The organism is Flavobacterium davisii, assembly GCF_042182265.1.
In the GTDB taxonomy this organism is placed as follows: Bacteria; Bacteroidota; Bacteroidia; order Flavobacteriales; family Flavobacteriaceae; genus Flavobacterium; species Flavobacterium davisii.
The window spans coordinates 2,898,282-2,916,887 of the sequence record NZ_CP097869.1 but is presented as its reverse complement, the minus strand read 5'-3'; the positions used below and the strand labels follow the sequence as shown (position 1 = coordinate 2,916,887).

At 29.8% G+C, this 18,606-nt stretch carries 15 protein-coding genes; 8 read left to right on the top strand and 7 right to left on the bottom strand.

Annotated elements, in window-relative coordinates; all coding sequences use genetic code 11:
- The first annotated feature begins 35 nt into the window (after window positions 1–35).
- On the top strand, window positions 36–620 hold the full coding sequence (locus NAB20_RS12480; protein ID WP_088390833.1) for a cob(I)yrinic acid a,c-diamide adenosyltransferase: 585 nt from the start codon (window positions 36–38) through the stop codon (window positions 618–620).
- A gap of 581 nt (window positions 621–1,201) precedes the next feature.
- Here NAB20_RS12480 and NAB20_RS12475 read toward each other — a convergent pair.
- The 6 genes from NAB20_RS12475 to NAB20_RS12450 form a co-directional block, all read right to left on the bottom strand.
- On the bottom strand, window positions 1,202–1,813 hold the full coding sequence (locus NAB20_RS12475; protein WP_105196716.1) for an IS630 family transposase: 612 nt from the start codon (window positions 1,811–1,813) through the stop codon (window positions 1,202–1,204).
- Window positions 1,779–2,303 (bottom strand): transposase, encoded by a 525-nt coding sequence (locus NAB20_RS12470; protein ID WP_375605126.1) that lies wholly within the window; start codon window positions 2,301–2,303, stop codon window positions 1,779–1,781. Before NAB20_RS12470 ends, NAB20_RS12475 begins: the two co-directional genes overlap by 35 nt.
- 125 nt (window positions 2,304–2,428) lie before the next feature.
- A complete protein-coding gene (locus tag NAB20_RS12465) occupies window positions 2,429–3,367 on the bottom strand; it encodes a ketopantoate reductase family protein (RefSeq protein WP_105196696.1) in 939 nt (312 codons plus the stop codon).
- A 100-nt stretch (window positions 3,368–3,467) separates the two neighbouring features.
- Window positions 3,468–7,202 carry a cobaltochelatase subunit CobN gene (cobN, locus tag NAB20_RS12460; protein ID WP_375605212.1) on the bottom strand — a complete coding sequence of 1,245 codons (3,735 nt, stop codon included), beginning with the start codon at window positions 7,200–7,202 and terminating at the stop codon, window positions 3,468–3,470.
- Between the two features lie 154 nt (window positions 7,203–7,356).
- Window positions 7,357–8,394: a cobalamin biosynthesis protein CobW gene (cobW, locus tag NAB20_RS12455; RefSeq protein ID WP_105196694.1), complete on the bottom strand. Its 1,038-nt coding sequence runs from the start codon at window positions 8,392–8,394 to the stop codon at window positions 7,357–7,359.
- 251 nt (window positions 8,395–8,645) lie between these two features.
- Window positions 8,646–9,671, bottom strand: a complete 1,026-nt coding sequence (locus NAB20_RS12450; protein WP_105196717.1) for a low specificity L-threonine aldolase — start codon at window positions 9,669–9,671, stop codon at window positions 8,646–8,648.
- Between the two features lie 123 nt (window positions 9,672–9,794).
- On the opposite strand from NAB20_RS12450, the gene prfB reads away from it, so the two are divergent.
- The 3 genes from prfB (at window position 9,795) to proC (ending at window position 12,608) form a co-directional block, all read left to right on the top strand.
- A protein-coding gene (gene prfB, locus NAB20_RS12445; RefSeq protein ID WP_375605211.1) for a peptide chain release factor 2 occupies window positions 9,795–10,890 on the top strand; the annotation gives its coding sequence in 2 pieces (ribosomal slippage) (window positions 9,795–9,857 and window positions 9,859–10,890; 1,095 coding nt in all).
- A 237-nt stretch (window positions 10,891–11,127) separates the two neighbouring features.
- Complete coding sequence (locus tag NAB20_RS12440; protein WP_375605210.1) at window positions 11,128–11,748, top strand: L-threonylcarbamoyladenylate synthase; 621 nt, start codon at window positions 11,128–11,130, stop codon at window positions 11,746–11,748.
- Window positions 11,749–11,807: 59 nt separating this feature from the next.
- A complete protein-coding gene (proC, locus tag NAB20_RS12435) occupies window positions 11,808–12,608 on the top strand; it encodes a pyrroline-5-carboxylate reductase (protein WP_105196691.1) in 801 nt (266 codons plus the stop codon).
- A gap of 114 nt (window positions 12,609–12,722) precedes the next feature.
- On the opposite strand, the gene NAB20_RS12430 is transcribed toward proC, so the two are convergent.
- Window positions 12,723–13,439 carry a potassium channel family protein gene (locus NAB20_RS12430; RefSeq protein WP_105196690.1) on the bottom strand — a complete coding sequence of 239 codons (717 nt, stop codon included), beginning with the start codon at window positions 13,437–13,439 and terminating at the stop codon, window positions 12,723–12,725.
- Between the two features lie 340 nt (window positions 13,440–13,779).
- On the opposite strand from NAB20_RS12430, the gene NAB20_RS12425 reads away from it, so the two are divergent.
- The 4 genes from NAB20_RS12425 to NAB20_RS12410 all read left to right on the top strand — a co-directional run bounded on the left by NAB20_RS12425 (window position 13,780) and on the right by NAB20_RS12410 (window position 18,399).
- On the top strand, window positions 13,780–15,933 hold the full coding sequence (locus NAB20_RS12425; protein ID WP_127822982.1) for a carboxypeptidase-like regulatory domain-containing protein: 2,154 nt from the start codon (window positions 13,780–13,782) through the stop codon (window positions 15,931–15,933).
- A 161-nt stretch (window positions 15,934–16,094) separates the two neighbouring features.
- On the top strand, window positions 16,095–16,718 hold the full coding sequence (locus NAB20_RS12420) for a hypothetical protein (protein WP_088394517.1): 624 nt from the start codon (window positions 16,095–16,097) through the stop codon (window positions 16,716–16,718).
- Window positions 16,719–16,739: 21 nt separating this feature from the next.
- On the top strand, window positions 16,740–18,074 hold the full coding sequence (locus NAB20_RS12415) for a 2TM domain-containing protein (RefSeq protein WP_088394515.1): 1,335 nt from the start codon (window positions 16,740–16,742) through the stop codon (window positions 18,072–18,074).
- A gap of 1 nt (window position 18,075) precedes the next feature.
- Window positions 18,076–18,399, top strand: a complete 324-nt coding sequence (locus NAB20_RS12410) for a 2TM domain-containing protein (protein WP_375605209.1) — start codon at window positions 18,076–18,078, stop codon at window positions 18,397–18,399.
- Window positions 18,400–18,606: the final 207 nt, after the last annotated feature.

The following is an 18,606-nucleotide window of genomic DNA, read 5'->3' as shown; positions in this document are numbered from 1 at the left end:
AGAAAGAATAAACTATTCAGAAATAAATTTAAGATATGAAAATATATACTAAGAAAGGAGATACAGGTAAAACCGGCTTATTTGGTGGAAGTCGTGTATATAAAGATGATGTTCGTGTAGATTGTTATGGAACATTAGATGAGGTAAATTCTACTATAGGTTTATTACGTGCCAAGTTAGGAGTTACACATGAATGGCAGTCGAACCTACACAAAATTCAGAAAGATATGATGGATATGATGTCCCATTTAGCACGGCCATCAGACTGTAAAAAAATAAATCCTAATCCAAAACCAGAGGATGGTCCTTTTTTTTGTGAAAATTGGATTGATGAGTTAGAATCAGCCATGACAACTAAATCAGATTATTTTTTGCTTCCAGGAGGGAATGAAATTTCAGCTCTATGTCATGTAGTACGTACACAAATACGTCGTGGAGAACGTTTATTAGTAAGTTTAATGAAAGAAGATGAAGTAGATGATTATATTCCAGCGTATATTAACAGACTTTCCGATTTATTTTTCATTTTAGGTCGTGCTGAAATGGACAAAGCAGGAGTAGCCGAAGAAAAATGGCAATTATTTTTGTATAAAAGAAAGAAACAACCCGAAGTAAAATAATAAAAATCCTTATATAAGGAGATTTAAAAAAAAGTAGTATGTAAAATGGTACTTTTAAAATATAAATTAACGTGAGTTCGATATGAAAAGCATTGGTTCTTAGTGTATTACATGAGATCTTTGCGCTTCCGTTAGTGCTTTCTTTGTGTTTTTCGTTGTATAGCTATTACATAAAGTCACAAAAAGTTCCTCAAAGAAATATGAAAGAACTGTTTATTAGCAAGTTAAAAGTTTTCTTAAGTCGAACTTACGCTAAATAAATGTAATTTCTCCCTTGAGGTCAAAGTGATAAACTATGACTGGATTACGGCTTTTGCTCCTTATCTACAAGAATTTTTTTGTTCCTTTTTTGCCTATTCATCTCGCGCATGAAGTCTAATGCGGAATCTGCGTTAAATCAAACTAATCCCAAAAAAAATATGTGAGCCATTTATTCACTATAAAAATGATTCGGCGCTCTTGTCATCCCGACGCAAGGAGGGATCACATAAAGTAAACAACACAGCACGCTCAAAAAATGAATTAGATTATGTGACTCCTCCTTGCGTCGGAGTGACAAACAGAAAAGGGATTTATACCGTTTAAACTTTGAAAACACTGTAAAAAGCATTCATGTAAAACGGATAGCCTGTTATTGATTTAATTGTTTTATCATCAGATATTTTAATCAATTCTTCCATTTTTTGGTTTAAGTCGTCTAAAGTATCATAAATTTTCATTGCAATTTTATCTTTCATCCATTGCCACATTTTCTCAGCAGGGTTAAGTTCTGGGCAATATGGTGGAATTGGCAAAAGAAATATATTGTCAGGAATTATCACATCCTTTGTGGAATGAAATGCGGCATTATCAATTATCATAATCTTTAACTCTGTTGGCTTGTGATTGCTGAAATCTTCCAGATATTTTACAAATAATTCTTTGCAAACACTTTGTGTTGTCATACAAAAACTCTCACCTGTTATGGGGGAAAAACTTCCCCAGAGCCAATTATAAAGATAGCTATGTTTATAAGTACCGATGGCTTTTATTCCTTTTGCGGTAATAACTCTTTTCTGTTTTGTAATCAAACCGAAACGACTTTCATCCTGAAAATAGAGGTTTACAGATTCAAAGTTATTTTTATTAAGAATAATTCTACACTCTTCAAATTTGTTTTCAAGGTTTTTTAAAAAACGCCTCTGCGTTTTCATCCTTTTTATAGTGGGATTTTCTTGCAACTTTCAATTTTGATTGATGCTTGCGTTTGCAATGAGCATATAAAGCACCATAATTAACCGATTCGTTAAGCTCTTTTTCGAGAATCTTCAACAATTCAACATACGATGTTATTGTTGTTTTTGGATCATTCAATTTCTGCTCAATAGCATTGGCCATTTTCTCAGATATTTTCTTTGTATTATTTCCTCCACTTCTAACACTTAACATTTCAGAAATACCGCTTTTCAGATACTCCTGTGCCCAACCTCGTACAGTCTTCTCGGTTCTCCCTAATTTTTTAGCAATGGAACTATAAAAAACATATTTTCCTTTCTTAATTAGAATCAAAGTCTTTATTCTGTCTTTTTTCAAAGATCCAGATGTCTTTACTAGTAATTTATCTAAAAAATCAACATCTTCTTTTATTGCTATTTGGATTTTCTTTGGCATGCCTAAAGGTAAGTAATATCCCAGTAAATTCAAAATTTAAATAGTATTATTCACTATAAAAAATGATTCGACGCTCTTCATCCCGACGCAAGGAGGGATCTCATAAAGACTTTAAGGAATGAAAAGAGTTTAAAATACAACTCAACTGATTTACTAGATTATATATTACTTTTCTTTTTGAGTTCTGTATGTATCTGTTTATAAACGGGTGTTTCTAAATTATATTTTTGTCCTTCGTTAATAACATATTCAGTTAATGATTTTAATTCGTTTTTAGGCTTGTTGTTTTTAAAGTCAGTGTGCATTGATGATGTTGTTTCAAAAGGTAATGCTTTTAATTTGTTTACAGTTTTTTCTGTGATGTTGTCCGAAATAAAAATCTGTTTTGCTTTTGCTATTTGTATTACTTCTTTTATTAGTGTCGTAGTCGTTTTAAGTTTTTCATTGTCAATAATAAGTTCCCCTATAGACTTATCAAAATAAGAAGTAACCGTTGCTGTCGGTGAAATAAATATAAATTTTTCCCAAATAATTGTTGAAATATTTTTTGATAGAAATGCTTCTATGTTTGCTTCTTTTAATAAATTTTCGAGCAACAGTAATCGGTCATTAATAAGGTTGTCAAGCCCGAAATAAAGTGTTTGAATGTTACCGCTATTTTCAATTACGCCAACTTGTTTTAAACGGGAAACTATATAAGCACAACCATCTAAAACAAGGTTGTTGGGAAAAATGGTTTTAATTCGTTCTTTACTATCTACACCATTAAGCAATGGTAAAATGATGGTGTCTTGATTTATGCAAGGCTTTAATTGCTGCATAGCTAATTCAAGGTCGTAGCTTTTTGTGGCTACAATGATAAAGTCTGAAATGCCAATTTCGGTTGGATTGTCTGTAGCTAAGGTTGGTTTGGCAATCAATACATTATTTCCTTTTATTACTTTCAAACCCTTGTCTTGAATCTCTTTTAAGTGTTGTCCTCGAGCAAAAAAGTTGATTTCAATATTTTCATTATTATAAAAATGATTTGCCAAAAGTCCACCAAAGTAGCCGCCTACTCCTCCAATTCCTGCAATTAGTATTTTTGTTTTTGTCATAGTTGTTATGTTGTCTTAAAGAGTCATACAACGTCAGTCTGTGAAAAACGCGCAAACATCTTCAAATTTAGTCAAAATACATCTTATAAAAAAACAGTCTTTATTCCACATCTATAAAAAGTTGTTGTAATTTTTCGATTGTTTCTGGTTGAGGATCTTTCCACATACCGCGTTGGATAGCTTCCAACATACGTTCTGTCATATCTTTTAAAGCCCATGGATTTACTTGTTCAATGAATTTTTTGTTTTCGGGATTAAATAAATATTCCTGTGTAATTCCTTCGTACATGAAATCATCAATCATATCGGTAGTTGCATCATAGGCAAATAGATAGTCCATAGTGGCTGCCATTTCAAAAGCACCTTTATAACCATGTCGTTTTATACCTTCAATCCATTTTGGATTTACTACGCGTGAGCGATATACTTTTAGTAATTCTTCTTTAAGTGTTTTTACTTTTGGATTATCAGGGCGCGAATGATCACCAAAATAGATTTTGGGTTGTTTGCCGCTAATTACTTGTACAGCATTACTCAAACCGCCTTGAAATTGATAATAATCATCAGAGTCTAAGAGGTCATGTTCTCTATTATCCTGATTGTGCATTACAATTTGAAGGTCTGATAAACGTTGTTCAAAGACTTCATGTGCAGATTCTCCTATTCTGTTACTACCATAAGCATAACCACTCCATTGCATATATACTTTTGCTAAATCTTCTTTGGTTTGCCAATTTTTTTCATCAATAACAGCTTGTAATCCTGCTCCGTATGCGCCAGGTTTAGATCCAAAAACACGAAATAAAGCCCTTTTATGAGCTTTTTCATCTGTAATACCTTTGTTTATCCATTCTGATTTTTCTTTTAGAAAACGTTTTCTAATTGGATTTATCTCGGGATCTTCGTCTAATTCAGCCAATCGTTCAACAATTCTATTGAATAAAGAAATAACATCAGGAAAAGCATCTCTAAAAAAACCTGAAATGCGTAGCATGACATCTATTCTTGGTCGTTTGAGGTTTAGAGGTGAAATGATTTCAAAATCAATAACTCTTCGATTTGCTCCTTCCCAAATAGGTTTAACCCCCATTAAAGAAAAAGCTTGTGCAATGTCATCTCCTCCTGTTCGCATAGTCGATGTTCCCCAAACAGATAATCCAATAGTTTCAGGATATTCACCGTTTTCTTGTAAATAACGTTCAATAATTAAATTAGCACTTTTAATTCCTAATGTATAAGCTGTTGGAGAAGGAATAGTACGTACATCTACGGAATAAAAGTTTCTGCCGGTTGGTAATACATCTAAACGTCCTCTTGTAGGAGCTCCTGAACTTCCTGAAGGAATATATTTTCCGTTTAATCCATTTATTAAATTAGTAATTTCATTAGTAGTTTGTTGTATTTTAGGATAAGTAGTATCCATTATAAATTGTAGAACCTCATCAAAATAAAAATAACCTGTTTTGTTTTTATTTAACAAAAAAGAAGATAAACAAGTTCGCGATATATATTCTAGTTGTTCAACGACATCTCCAATAGTCCGACAATAAACTTGTTGGATTTCTTTTTGGAAAGGATCAGCATAATTACATTGTAAGGGATCAAAATCTAATTTTAAATCAATTGCTAAAGCTTGTGTTATTCCTTTTGTTTTTCCTGAAGGTAAACGGTGTAAGGCAATGAGTAAATCTAATAATTGATTGTTTTCAGGAACTTTTCCAAAAATATGTAAACCATCTCTAATTTGAGCTTCTTTTAAATCACATAAATAACTATCTAATTTTACTAATAATACGTCTATATCGTTTACAGAAGTTTTTAAATCGGTATCTAAATGTGTTTCTTGAACTAATGTTTTGATTTGTTTTTTTAAAGAAGTAGCTCGTTTATTATCCAATGTAAAGGCCTCGTAGTATTCATCTATTAGGTGTTCTAATTTTGTTAAAACACCATAATTTTCTGCACGAGTCATAGGAGGAATAAGATGATCTAAAATGATTGCTTGATTACGCCGTTTGGCTTGGGTTCCTTCTCCTGGATCATTTACGATGAAGGGATAAAAATGCGGAATGGCTTCTAGTAGTAATCTGGGATAACAGCTTTCTTTACTTAGAGCAACACTTTTACCTGGTAACCATTCTAAATTTCCATGTTTGCCAACATGTATAATAGCATTTGCTTTAAAAATATGGTTTACCCAAAAATAATAGGCTAAATAATGATAACTTGGAGGTAAATCAGGTGAATGATAAATAGCTTTTTCATCTTGATTATAGCCTCTTGCAGGTTGAATGCTTATAAAGATATTACCTAATAGAAAACCTGCAATAACAAATTTTTCATCTTTACAAAAGGGAGAATTTTCTGGTTTTCCCCATTGTTTTTCAAGTTGTACTTTTAGTTTAGGTGAAAGGACGTTATAGTGTGTATAAAAGTCTTTTATTGATAATGAAACTTGAAAAGGACGAATTTGTGTAGTGTCTATATCATTCGTTATATAATGTGTTATTAGTTGAATTAATTCCGCACTGGAATTGGGAATAAAATTGCCCAAATCATATCCGTTTTCTTTAAGAGCTCGGATAATGCTTATAATACTTTCAGGAGTATCGAGTCCAACTCCATTAGCCAAACGACTATCTTTGTTTGGATAATTGGGCATGATTAAAGCAATGCGTTTTTCTGAATTTATCTTAGATTGTAATTCATGCCAACGGATTGCAAAATCTACAACAAAATCTACTCCTTCAGAGTGTGTTTCGTATTTTAAGATATCGGAATCAGTTGTTGCATCTTTACCTAAAGCTACTTTAAAAGAAACGGCTGTAGTTATAATTCGTCCATCTAATTCAGGTAAGGCTACATTTATTGCCACATCAGTAGGTGTTAATCCAAACAAATTATCTTCCCATATAGTTTTAGTACAAGACGCAAAAATAGCTTGAATGACGGGAATATTTAGTTTTTGAAAGATGAAATCATGATCGTTTTCTGTTAGTGCTTTTATTGAGAAGCTAGTGGTGTTAATGATCGAACTTAAAGGATGATTTTGAGCTTGAGTTAGTAATTCATATAATTCATCGCAAGTGTTTTTATCTCGGAGATTATTGATAAAGGCTATGATAGGAAAAAGGTTCTTTTTCTTTAACTCTTTGTAAATAGCCTGTACAGGTTCTAAATTATCGGATAAATAATGTGATTTATATACTAAAATGATGGTATTAAATGCGGTACTAAAGGCTTGTTCTTTGGTTAAGATGCCCGTTTCTAAATTATATAAAAATAAATCCGGTGTGCGTTGAGGGCTTTTATAAGTTAATTCTTTTCCTTGAAAAAAATGATGTAGAAGAAAACGTAATAGTTCTATTAAATTATCTTTTCCTCCAGCACAAAAATATTTCCAAACTAAATCGGAAATAGAGAGATTAACATTGGATAGATTTATTAATTCAAGATCTGGCGTATCATAGCCTGATAAAAAAAGTACTGGTATGTTCTTTTTTTTACATTCTGTTTGGATAGATTCTACTAAATAAGGATAATAACTAATACCACCAAGTAATCTGCATATAACAAGTTTTGATTGGCCAATTACTTCTTCAACATATTTATCTATGGTTAATTCTTGTTTTAGATAAGTAAGGTTACTCATTCTTAGAGTAGGTGTTTTTGTTTTATTTAAACTCTTAATCAGTTCTTTATAAGCATTGTTTAAAGAATTTATTTCAGTATCCGCAGCAGATAAAAAAACAATATCACCTTTAGATTGTTCTATGTAAAAAACGCCGTCCTCATTAGGATTCCAGCCTCCAGGAATGGTAGGTATTAAATGCATTTATATGATTTATAATTAAAAAATAAAAGGGGACTAAAAAGAAAGAATATTGTTTTTTTCTTAAGTTTTTTCTTGTTGATTTATGAGAAGTAACAGAAGGAATACAAACGATAATTTTATTTATTTTTAAGTCCTCTTTATTTTGAATATATTTTTAATTTAATCTTTCGTTGATAATTTCTTGTAAATTTTTATGTTTTAATTCATCTCCGATGAGAACTAAACTTGTTTTTCGGGTTTCATTTTCTTTCCATTTACGATCAAAATAGCTATCAAAACGTTTAGATACACCTTGTAAAACCATGCGCATTGGTTTTTCAGGAATATTAATAAAACCTTTTATTCTGTATATTTCATGTTCTTCAATAATTTGCTTTAGCGTTGCTATTAAAGTTTCTTGTGTATGAGGAGCCGTTATATCTACTACAACTGAGTCAATATGATCATCGTGGTCATGTTCATGTCCATTAGCGTGATCTTCTTCATGGTGTGAATGACGACTTTCTAAATCATTTTCGGCTTGAGCTCCTATGCCAAGTAGAATATCAGAACTTAGTGATCCTTTATTAGCGCTAACTATTTTTACATGAGGTCTAATTTTATTAGCAATAATAGCTTGTGTTTCTTCAAATTGGTCTTGATTAAGTAAGTCCTTTTTAGTCATCACAATTAAATCTGCACAGGATAATTGATCTTCAAATAATTCTTCAATAGGCGTTTCATGATCTAGTGAATCATCTGCTAGGCGTTGTGCTTCAACTCTAGCACGATCACAAATTTCGCCTGTTGCTTGTCCTACAGCATCAACTATAGTAACTACAGCGTCTACAGTAATTTGAGGTTTTAATTCAGGCCAATTAAATGCGTGTAATAATGGTTTTGGTAGCGCAAGACCCGAAGTTTCAATTATAATATGGTCTATAGACTCTTTTCGTTCCATTAATTCAAGCATAATTGGTAAGAATTCATCTTGTACAGTGCAACAAACACAGCCATTGTTTAGCTCTAAAATATCTTCTTCAAAACTACAGCATGATTTTAGCAATTCACCATCAATTCCCATTTCTCCAAATTCATTTACAATGACAGCTAATCGCTTTCCGTTGTTGTTTTCTAATAAGTTACGAATAATTGTAGTTTTTCCTGATCCAAGAAAACCTGTTATTATGGTTACAGGTATTTTATTTGTCATAATAGTTTTTAAAATTTATTTTTAGGTGTTAAAAGTACTATATCTGTAAGAAAAAAAATAAAAAAAATAGAGTTATTTAAAATAGAAAAAATTGAGAATATTAATACATGAGGGTATCAATAGAAAAGGGAACTGTTGCATTTTATAGCAAAGTGTATTTTTTAGAATGAGATAGAATTAGTATAACAGTGTTTTGAAAAATAAATATTTTATAAGGTTGTAATTTAACGAATTTTTTTTGAGTAAAGGGTTTACATGGTAACTTTTGGAAGTATATCCATTACATATTCGTGCATTACCTGACGATAATCCAAATGAGTTACCATACGTAATTTTCCTTGTCCCATTGAACTTATATGTATAGCTCTACTTTTTAATTTTTCCAGAATCATTTTTTCATCCAAATAGGGATGAATAGAAAAAATGACAATATTGGTTTCTACTGGTTCTACAGAAGCTATCCAAGGTAATTGTCTTAGCATAAAAGCGAGTTCTTGCGCTCTTTTATGGTCTATTTTTAATCGTTCTACGTGATTGTCTAGAGCATAAATGCCAGCGGCTGCTAAGTAACCTGATTGGCGCATACCTCCTCCGAATATTTTACGAATACGAAGTGCCCGTTTAATTGTTTTTTCATCTGAAATAAGCAAAGATCCTACTGGAGCACCTAATCCTTTTGAAAGGCATACAGATATTGTATCAAAAAGCTCTCCAAATTGTCTTGGAGATTGTTCTTTAGCAACTAAAGCATTCCAAATACGAGCACCATCTAAGTGATATTTGAGATTATTTTGAATGCAGACTTGTTTTATTTCTTTTAAAGTTTGAATATCATAACAAGCACCTCCTCCTTTATTTGTTGTGTTTTCAATGCTGACAAGACTGGTTTTTGGAGCATGATAAAATTCAGGATCATTAATAACTTTTTGTACTTGATTAGCGTTTATCATACCTCTTTGTCCTTCAATTAAGCTTAAAGAACAACCACTATTAAAGGCAGTACCTCCTGCTTCGTATAGATAAATATGCGACCAACGATCGCAAATAATTTCATCTCCTGGTTGTGTGTTTAGTTTTAAGGCTGTTTGATTAGCCATTGTACCAGATGGAAAAAAAAGAGCTGCTTCCATTCCAAATAAATGGGCTACTTTATTTTCTAGAGCATTAACTGTTGGGTCTTGTTTATATACATCATCGCCGACTTTTGCATTGTACATAGCATGTAACATTTCTTGTGTAGGCTTTGTAACGGTATCACTTACCAAATTTATTTCCATAATTATAAAAGGATTGGTACTTTTGCTTAGGAAATGACTCTGTATTTTTACAGATAATGTTCCAAGAAAATACAAAAATAGTATTTTAATTTTTTTTAAAAACTCCAAAAATAGAAATTTATTATGACAAATGCCGATCAAATTAAAGGTATTGTAGAACGCCTAGGTGCGTTGAGGAGGTATCTTTGACATAGATGCCAAAATGATTGAAATTACAAATGAGGAAGAAAAAACATTTGCTCCAGATTTTTGGAATAATGCAAAAGAAGCTGAAATTATTGTAAGAAATTTACGTTCTAAAAAGAAATGGGTCGAAGATTATAATAAAGCAGTTGTATTAGTTGATGAACTTCAAATAGCATTTGATTTTTATAAAGAAGGGGCGTTTTCAGAGGAAGAATTAGATGATCTCTATTTTCAGTCTATTGAACATATTGAGAATATCGAGTTTCGTAATATGCTCTCTGATGAAGGTGATGTAATGAGTGCCGTATTACAAATTACAGCAGGAGCAGGAGGAACAGAAAGTTGTGATTGGGCCAGTATGCTCATGCGTATGTACCTGATGTGGGGAGAAAAAAATGGATATAAGGTTAAAGAATTAAACTTTCAAGAAGGCGATGTGGCAGGTATTAAGACTGTTACTTTAGAATTTGAAGGAGATTTTGCTTTTGGATATCTGAAGGGAGAAAACGGTGTTCATCGTTTGGTTCGTATTTCGCCATTTGATAGTAATGCTAAAAGACATACTTCATTTGCATCTGTTTATGTATACCCTTTAGTAGATGATACTATTGAAATTGAAATTAGTCCTGCTGAAATTGAAATTACTACAGCACGATCAAGCGGAGCTGGAGGTCAAAATGTAAATAAGGTAGAAACAAAGGTGCAATTATTACATAAGCCTACTGGAATTCAAATACAATGTTCTGAAACTCGTTCGCAACACGATAATCGTGAAAGAGCCATGCAAATGCTACGTTCTCAGTTATATGAAATTGAGTTAAAGAAACGTCTTGAGCAAAGGGCTGATATAGAGGCAAATAAGATGAAAATAGAATGGGGGTCGCAAATAAGAAATTATGTTATGCACCCTTATAAATTAATAAAAGATGTTCGAACACAGTACGAAACAAGTGATGTAGAGGGTGTAATGAACGGTAATTTGGATTCTTTTTTGAAAGCCTATTTAATGATGATGGGACAAAAAGAAGAATAATAATAAAAGAAAATATCCAATAGAAAAAAGTGGAGTCAATACGCACTTAAAGTAAAAAATAATTTTTAATGTTACATGTCTTTATTAATAAATTATAACAACTTTTTTGGATATTTTCTTTTTTATGAAAAAATAAGAATTTGAATTTTAAATAAATTTAGTTTTTTTTTAACTAAAAAATTGTAATTTTTACTTTGTATAAGAATATTTATTTAACTAATTATTAATTAAGACAATATGGCTCAATTTCTAAAGATTTATCCCCAAAACCCTAGTGAAAAAGAAATAATGAAAGTTGTTAAGGTTTTAAAAGAAGGAGGGCTTATTATTTATCCAACAGATACAGTGTATGGGTTAGGGTGTGATATTACGAATACAAAAGCGCTGGAACGAATTGCTAAGATAAAAGGAGTTAAACTAGAAAAAGCTAACTTTTCATTTATTTGTAGTGATTTAAGTCATATATCAGATTATATTAAACAAATAGATACTTCTACTTTTAAAATACTAAAAAGAGCATTGCCAGGTCCTTATACTTTTATTTTACCAGGAAATAATAGTTTACCAAAAGAGTTTAAGAAAAAAACAACAGTTGGTATTCGTGTACCAGATAATACAATAGCCATTGAAATTGTAAAACAATTAGGTAATCCTATTGTTTCTACATCAATCCATGATGAGGATGAAATTATAGAATATACAACAGATCCCGAATTAATTTTTGAAAAATGGCAAAATATTGTTGATTTAGTTATTGATGGAGGTTATGGAGATAATCATGCTTCTACTGTAATAGATTTATCCGGTTCAGAACCAGAAGTGATTCGTGAAGGAAAAGGACGTTTGGATATTTTTTAAAATAAATATTCTTATCGTATTTAGTACGTATAATTTCCCTAGTTTTTAAAAATAAAAAAATGAAAATAGCAATAGTAGGATATGGTAATTTAGGAAAGACTTTTGCCAGTAGTTTTATTAAATCACATTTTATACGAAAAGAAGATATATTGGTTTATACACGTACATTACCTAAAATTCAAGATTGTTTCTCTATTCCTTTAGATCGTTTTTTTGTAAATAAATTTCCTTCCAATCAAGAGATAGATATTCTTATATTAGCTGTAAAACCTCAAGAATTTGAAAAAGTTGCAAGTGTTTTAAGAGGAAAATTAAATAAAGAAACAATTGTTTTGTCTGTAATGGCTGGTATTTCTATTCAAAAAATAACGCAGTTATTACAAATAGATAAAATTATACGTTCTATGCCTAATTTAGGAACGCAGATAGGGCAGGGAATGACTGTTTTTTCTGCATCAGATGCGGTTGATAGGAAAGAATTATTTATTATTCAAAATTTAATTAACACAACAGGAAAATCTATTTATGTAGAAAATGAACAAATGTTAAACCCTGCAACAGCAGTATCAGGTAGCGGGCCAGCTTATGTATTTTATTTTATGAACGCTATGATACAAGCTGCAAAAGAGTTGGGATTTTCTACTGCAGAAGCTGAATTATTGGTACATCAAACTTTTTTAGGAGCCGTTAATTTACAAGCATCTTTTGGATTATCTAATGATGAATTAATAAAAAAAGTAGCTTCAAAAGGAGGAACAACGGAACAAGCAATCCTAATTTTTGATGAAAATAATTTAAAGACTATTGTTAGTAAGGCTATTCAAAAAGCTAATTTAAAGGCAATAGAGTTGGGAGATTAAGTTGTTTTTTGTTTTGATAGGAATATTTTTTGATTAAAAAATAAGTTTAATAGAAGAAAACAGTAAATAGTCAAATTTAGTAAAACCTATACATAATAACAAAAAATCCCACAATTAGGGTTCTCCTTCGTGATCAAAATAACCTTTAACTTTAACTTTAGTAGAAAAGAAATTTAGAAATAGGACAACAAAAGATAAGAAAAACATTGACTGTATACTAACTAATATTTTTCCTAATAAAGAAATGGGATGAAAATCACCATATCCGATAGAATTAGATGTTATAAGACTGAAATAAATAGGCTCGAACCAATGTTTGAAAGGTTTATTCATTTGGTTACCTATAGCATATAATGCTCCAAATCCAATAACAACTTCAGCATAGTTTAAAAATAATAAGAGCATAGATCGCTTATAAGAGCGAGGTCTTGAAAATAAATCAGATGCAAATATTAAAGTTGGTATATAAAAAAAAGTTTCCAACAAAAGATAAATCATTACGCTGATTATAAATATATTATTTTGCCATCCATTTATTAATATAATAAGAGGAAAAGTAACTTTGGCTAATACATAAAAATCTATGCTAATATCTTCATATTCAAAATTTATTTTATGAACAAGCTGTTTTATATAAATTCCAGGAAAAAGAAGCTGAGAAGAAGATAATAATAAACGAACGATTTTTTCAATACCACTATCATCCTGATGATCATTATCCCATATAGAAAGAATATTCAGTATACGTTTCTTAATAGGATCATGTTTCGGTTTATCTTTTTTATGATGCTTTCCTAAAAATAATTTTTTATAAAAGAGGGTAAATGACATAGTAAAAAATATAATTTTAAAATATTTATCTTTTAAAATATTTGTTTTTAATCCTTATAAGAAATGGAAAATGACCATGATTCTGTAAGGGATTTACAAATATACATTTTCAAACCATATTATAATTTATAAAAATCAAGTTGATTAGAATAGTTGGATTGTATGGTTTTAATTTATTTACAATATATCTTGAATTTATTAAAAAATTTTGTTTTACAACGAAGCCTAATGCGGAATTTGGGTTAAAAACAGTTCAGTCATAAAAAAATACAATTCAGTATTCATTTATTTTTTTAAAGTTTAAAGTTTTTCAATTTTGAATTGTAAAACAAGTAAAACGATGAGAAATTTAGTAATTTATTTTATGATTTTTTTTACCATTTTTTCTTTTTCTCAAACAAAGATAGAAGGGAAAGTAATTGATAAAAAACAACAAGCTATTTCAGGTGCTAATGTTTTCATAGAAGGGAGTTATGATGGTACTACTACTTTAGATAATGGAACTTTTTATTTTGAAACCAATGAAAAAGGATTGCAGAATTTAATTATAAACCAATTAGGATTTGAAGAATTAAAAATTCAAATAATAATAGAAAAAGTTCAAATAAAGACATATACTTTAAAAACATCAATAAATGCTTTAGACTCTGTTGTAATTACTGCTGGTACTATTAAGGCAGGAGATAATAGCAAATCATCAGTGCTAAAACCGTTAGATATATTAACTACAGCAGGTGCGTTAGGAAATGTAGTAGCGGCTTTTCAAACAATGCCTGGAGCACAAATAAATGGCGAAAGCGGTCGTTTGTTAGTTAGAGGAGGAGAAAGTGAGGAAACACAAACATATATAGATGGAATTAAAGTAGCCCAACCTTATGGGGTTACACCTAATAACTTACCTACTAGAAGTCGATTTTCACCTTTATTGTTTAATGGAATGACGTTTTCCACAGGAGGATATTCTGCCGAATTTGGAGACGCTTTATCAAGTGTCCTATTAATGAATACGATTAATGAAGCAGAAATAGAAAAAACAGACATAGGAATAATGTCAATAGGAGCATCAGTAGGTAAAACTAAAAAATGGAAAAATACTTCATTTAGTTTTAATACCTCTTACGTTAATTTGAATCCTTATCAAAGATTAGTGACTCAAAGAATAGATTGGAATAAGCCTTATCAAACATTTGGAGGAGAAAGCATTTTTCGAAAAAAAGAAGATAATGGAATTTTTAAACTTTATGCAGCTTTAGACTATTCATCATTTGATTTAAATCAGATTGAAATAGGGACATTAATTTCTAAAAGAATTGGAAATCAAAATAACAATTTATATCTAAATTCTTCTTACAAGAAAAAAAATAATAATGGATGGACGTTTACTATAGGAGGAAGTATGGGGAGAAATAACGTAGAAATGTTATTAAATCAAGATGATGTAATAACAAAAGAATTAGCCACTCATTTAAAATTTAAAGTCGATAAAAAAATATCAAATATATTTAGTTTTTCTTTTGGAGGAGATCATTTTTACACGTACTTCAATGAAAAATACCGTGTTAAAAACGGAATACAGTATGAATCAGGTTATAAAAGTCAAATACAAGCATTATTTGCAGAATCAGATTTATATTTATCAGATAAATTTGCCTTGAAGTTAGGAGCCCGTTTTATGCACAATGATTTGCTAAATAAAACGGTATTAGAACCAAGAGCTTCTTTTGCTTATAAAATTTCAAATGAAGGGCAATTTTCCTTTGCTTATGGTGATTTTCATCAAACGCCTAAACAAGATTATTTAAAGTACGATACTTCGTTAGATTTTGAAAAAACACAACATTATATTTTAAATTATTGGCATATCGCTAATAAAAGAACATTTCGTGCCGAATTATATTTTAAAAAATACCAAGATCTTATAAAATACAATACTATACAACCTTTATACAATTCAGTATTTACTAATGATGGCTATGGAAATGCTAAGGGAATAGATATTTTTTGGAGAGATACTAACACATTTAAAAAACTAGAGTATTGGATAAGTTATAGCTATATTAATAGTAAACGTGATTTTAAGAATTATTTGTATGCGGTAACTCCTAGTTTTGTGGCTAGTCATACTGTATCATTAATTGGTAAGTATTGGGTTGAAAAATGGAAATCACAATTAAGTATAACGAATAGTTTTACTACAGGAAGGCCTTATAATAATCCGAATGAACCTTATTTTATGAATGCTAAAACAAAAGCTTATAATAATTTAAGCTTTAGTTGGGCCTACTTATTAACAACTCAAAAAATATTTTATTTTTCAATTTCCAATGTTTTAGGGCGCGATAATGTTTTTGGTTATGAATATGCTTCAAAACCCGATTCAAACGGTATTTTTCAAAGAGAAGCCATTCGTCAACCTGCTGATCGCTTTTTCTTTGTAGGCTTTTTCTGGACATTAAGTAAGAATAAAAAAAGTAATCAATTAGAAAATTTATAGTATACAATAACAAATAGTATTGTGTTTATAAAATAAATGACAATTCATCCAAAAAAAAATACAGTTCAGTTACAATTCATTTTTTAAGAGTAAGTCATAAAGTATTTTTGAAATAGAAATTAAAAATGAAATTAGATATAAACAATTAAACTTTAAAAGATATGATACGTTTTTTAACCTTTTTAGTATGTGTAATAAGTTCAGCAATTTTTGGACAAGAAGGAAAATTTGAGCAAGGCATGGGAAAAGCATTAACTATTTGGAAAGAAGGAAAAATAATAGAAGCCTCTGCTATTTTTGAAAGAATAGCATTAGCCGAAAAAAAAGAATGGCTACCGGATTATTATCTAGCATTAATTAATTGTACAGAGGCATTTAATCCGATGAATAAAGAAAAAGTAGCAGCTCTAATTGATAAAGCACAAATAGCGTTAGAAGGTGCTAAGCTTAAAAGTTCTAAAAACGATGAAATTAATGTTTTACAAGCCTTAATTTATACTGTAACTTTAATACAAGATCCTATGAATAACTCTGTGAAATATGCGCCTTTAATAATGACAGAATATCAAAATGCTTTGGCGATTAATCCTAATAACCCACGAGCTGTTTTTGGAAAAGCAAATTTTGAATTAGGAGGGGCTAAATGGACAGGGGCTGATACAAAACCATTGTGTATAGAAATAAATCGTTCATTAGAACTTTTTGCTAATTTTAAACCAGAATCTCCTTTACATCCAAAATGGGGAGCTGAAAGAGCAAAACAAATAGCAGTTACCTGTAAATAATAATATAATAAAAAGAAACCAATGAACAAATGGATTAAGACAATACCTACGGCTATTTTAATTAGTTTTCTTATAGGATTAATATTATTATTTATTAATTATATTAATGGTGCTATTATAACTTGGACTTATATAAAATGGAGTCTTTTTTACGCTTTTCTTTACGGAATGAGTTTATACTATGCTAATGCCTTAGTTTTTGTACTCTTTGATCATTTGTTTAAAGAAAACAGATTTTCTTCAAAACGACTTATTTTAGGAAGTATAACTTCATTTAGTGTTTCATTATTCATGATTTTTCTTTTAAGAATTTTTGAAAGTGTTATGATGGATGACGCAACTTTTATTGAATTTATAAAAAATGAAAAAGCCGCTAATTATGTAACTTCTATGGTTATTACTTTAATTGTTACCTTGGGCTTATATTTACTTCATTTTTATAAAAATTATCAAGAACATAAACTTAAGGAGCAAAAGGTAATTGCAGGTACGGCTTCTGCGAAATTTGAAACGTTAAAAAACCAAATTGATCCTCATTTTTTATTTAATAGTTTAAATGTTTTAAGTTCCCTAATTGAAGAAAATCCAGCGCAAGCACAACGATTTACTACTCTATTATCTAAAATTTATCGCTATGTTTTAGAACAAAAAGATAAAGAATTAATATCTGTCGAAGAAGAACTATCTTTTGCAAAAACCTATATGAATTTACTGAAAATGAGGTTTGAAAATAGTTTGCATTTTGAATTGCCTCTAAATTTTGATAATATAGAAGCTAAAGTAGTTCCTCTCTCATTACAATTACTTTTAGAAAATACAATAAAGCATAATGTAGTAAGTGATAAAAAGCCATTGTATATTAAAATATTTATAGAAAATGATTATTTAGTAGTTGAAAATAATCTACAGAAAAAGGAAGTATTACAAGAACGAAAAGGAGTAGGGCTACAGAATATTATCAATCGTTATGGATTAATTTCTTCCCGAAAAGTATTGATTAAACAAAATAATATTTTATTTAGGGTATATCTCCCTATTTTAACAAAACAAGTTGCTATCATGGAAACACAAGATATTTATAATGAAAATTTAGCATTTACAAAAGCCAAAGAAAGAGTAGAAAAAATGAAATCCTTTTATGGTAATTTGATTTCCTATTGCTGTATAATTCCTTTTTTAATACTAATTAATCTTAAAACGTCCCATTTTAATTGGTTTTGGTTTCCTACAGTAGGTTGGGGTATGGGACTACTCTTTAACGCTATAGAAGTTTTTGGATATGGTAGGAATTGGGAAGAACGTAAAATTAAAGAAATTTTAAGAAAAGAAGATTTGCAAAATAAAAAATGGGATTAGTATGAAAAGCGATAAAATAATAGAAAAAACTAAAATTGAAATAGCAGCGGAAGAGCTAAAACAAATTAAAAAATATTATACACATTTATTTATTTTTGGAATAGCTTTAGCATTATATATGTTAAAAAAATATTTTGGAATATCCTTTAATTTTTTCCCATTACGATGGTTGAATCAATTTGTAATTTCTTGTTGGGCATTCTTAATTTTTATTAAGACATTAAAAATGGTATTTATGAACAAGATTTTTAATAGTACTTGGGAAAGGAATAAAATAAACGAGATATTAGAAAAAGGAAACCAATCAAAGACACGTTGGGAATAGTTTTTTATCTAGTAAAAAACATAAAATTAAAAGAGTTTAATAGTATGGCTACTTGTACTTTTAGTTCTAATTTAACGAGATACTTATGATGTTCAATTATAAAATTTGTAATAAAAATATTCTTGTCTATAGAGTATAAAATAGTTTTTTTAAATGTTAAGAATTTCTTATAAAATAGTCCTTTAAAATAGTTTGAGAACAATTATT

What these genes read in the sequence shown, in the direction of transcription:
- NAB20_RS12480 (WP_088390833.1), top strand. Translation starts at nt 36, where the DNA reads ATGAAAATATATACTAAGAAAGGAGATACAGGTAAAACCGGCTTATTT.
- NAB20_RS12475 (WP_105196716.1), bottom strand. Translation starts at nt 1,813, where the DNA reads ATGAAAACGCAGAGGCGTTTTTTAAAAAACCTTGAAAACAAATTTGAA.
- NAB20_RS12465 (WP_105196696.1), bottom strand. Translation starts at nt 3,367, where the DNA reads ATGACAAAAACAAAAATACTAATTGCAGGAATTGGAGGAGTAGGCGGC.
- cobN (WP_375605212.1), bottom strand. Translation starts at nt 7,202, where the DNA reads ATGCATTTAATACCTACCATTCCTGGAGGCTGGAATCCTAATGAGGAC.
- cobW (WP_105196694.1), bottom strand. Translation starts at nt 8,394, where the DNA reads ATGACAAATAAAATACCTGTAACCATAATAACAGGTTTTCTTGGATCA.
- NAB20_RS12450 (WP_105196717.1), bottom strand. Translation starts at nt 9,671, where the DNA reads ATGGAAATAAATTTGGTAAGTGATACCGTTACAAAGCCTACACAAGAA.
- NAB20_RS12440 (WP_375605210.1), top strand. Translation starts at nt 11,128, where the DNA reads ATGGCTCAATTTCTAAAGATTTATCCCCAAAACCCTAGTGAAAAAGAA.
- proC (WP_105196691.1), top strand. Translation starts at nt 11,808, where the DNA reads ATGAAAATAGCAATAGTAGGATATGGTAATTTAGGAAAGACTTTTGCC.
- NAB20_RS12430 (WP_105196690.1), bottom strand. Translation starts at nt 13,439, where the DNA reads ATGTCATTTACCCTCTTTTATAAAAAATTATTTTTAGGAAAGCATCAT.
- NAB20_RS12425 (WP_127822982.1), top strand. Translation starts at nt 13,780, where the DNA reads ATGAGAAATTTAGTAATTTATTTTATGATTTTTTTTACCATTTTTTCT.
- NAB20_RS12420 (WP_088394517.1), top strand. Translation starts at nt 16,095, where the DNA reads ATGATACGTTTTTTAACCTTTTTAGTATGTGTAATAAGTTCAGCAATT.
- NAB20_RS12415 (WP_088394515.1), top strand. Translation starts at nt 16,740, where the DNA reads ATGAACAAATGGATTAAGACAATACCTACGGCTATTTTAATTAGTTTT.
- NAB20_RS12410 (WP_375605209.1), top strand. Translation starts at nt 18,076, where the DNA reads ATGAAAAGCGATAAAATAATAGAAAAAACTAAAATTGAAATAGCAGCG.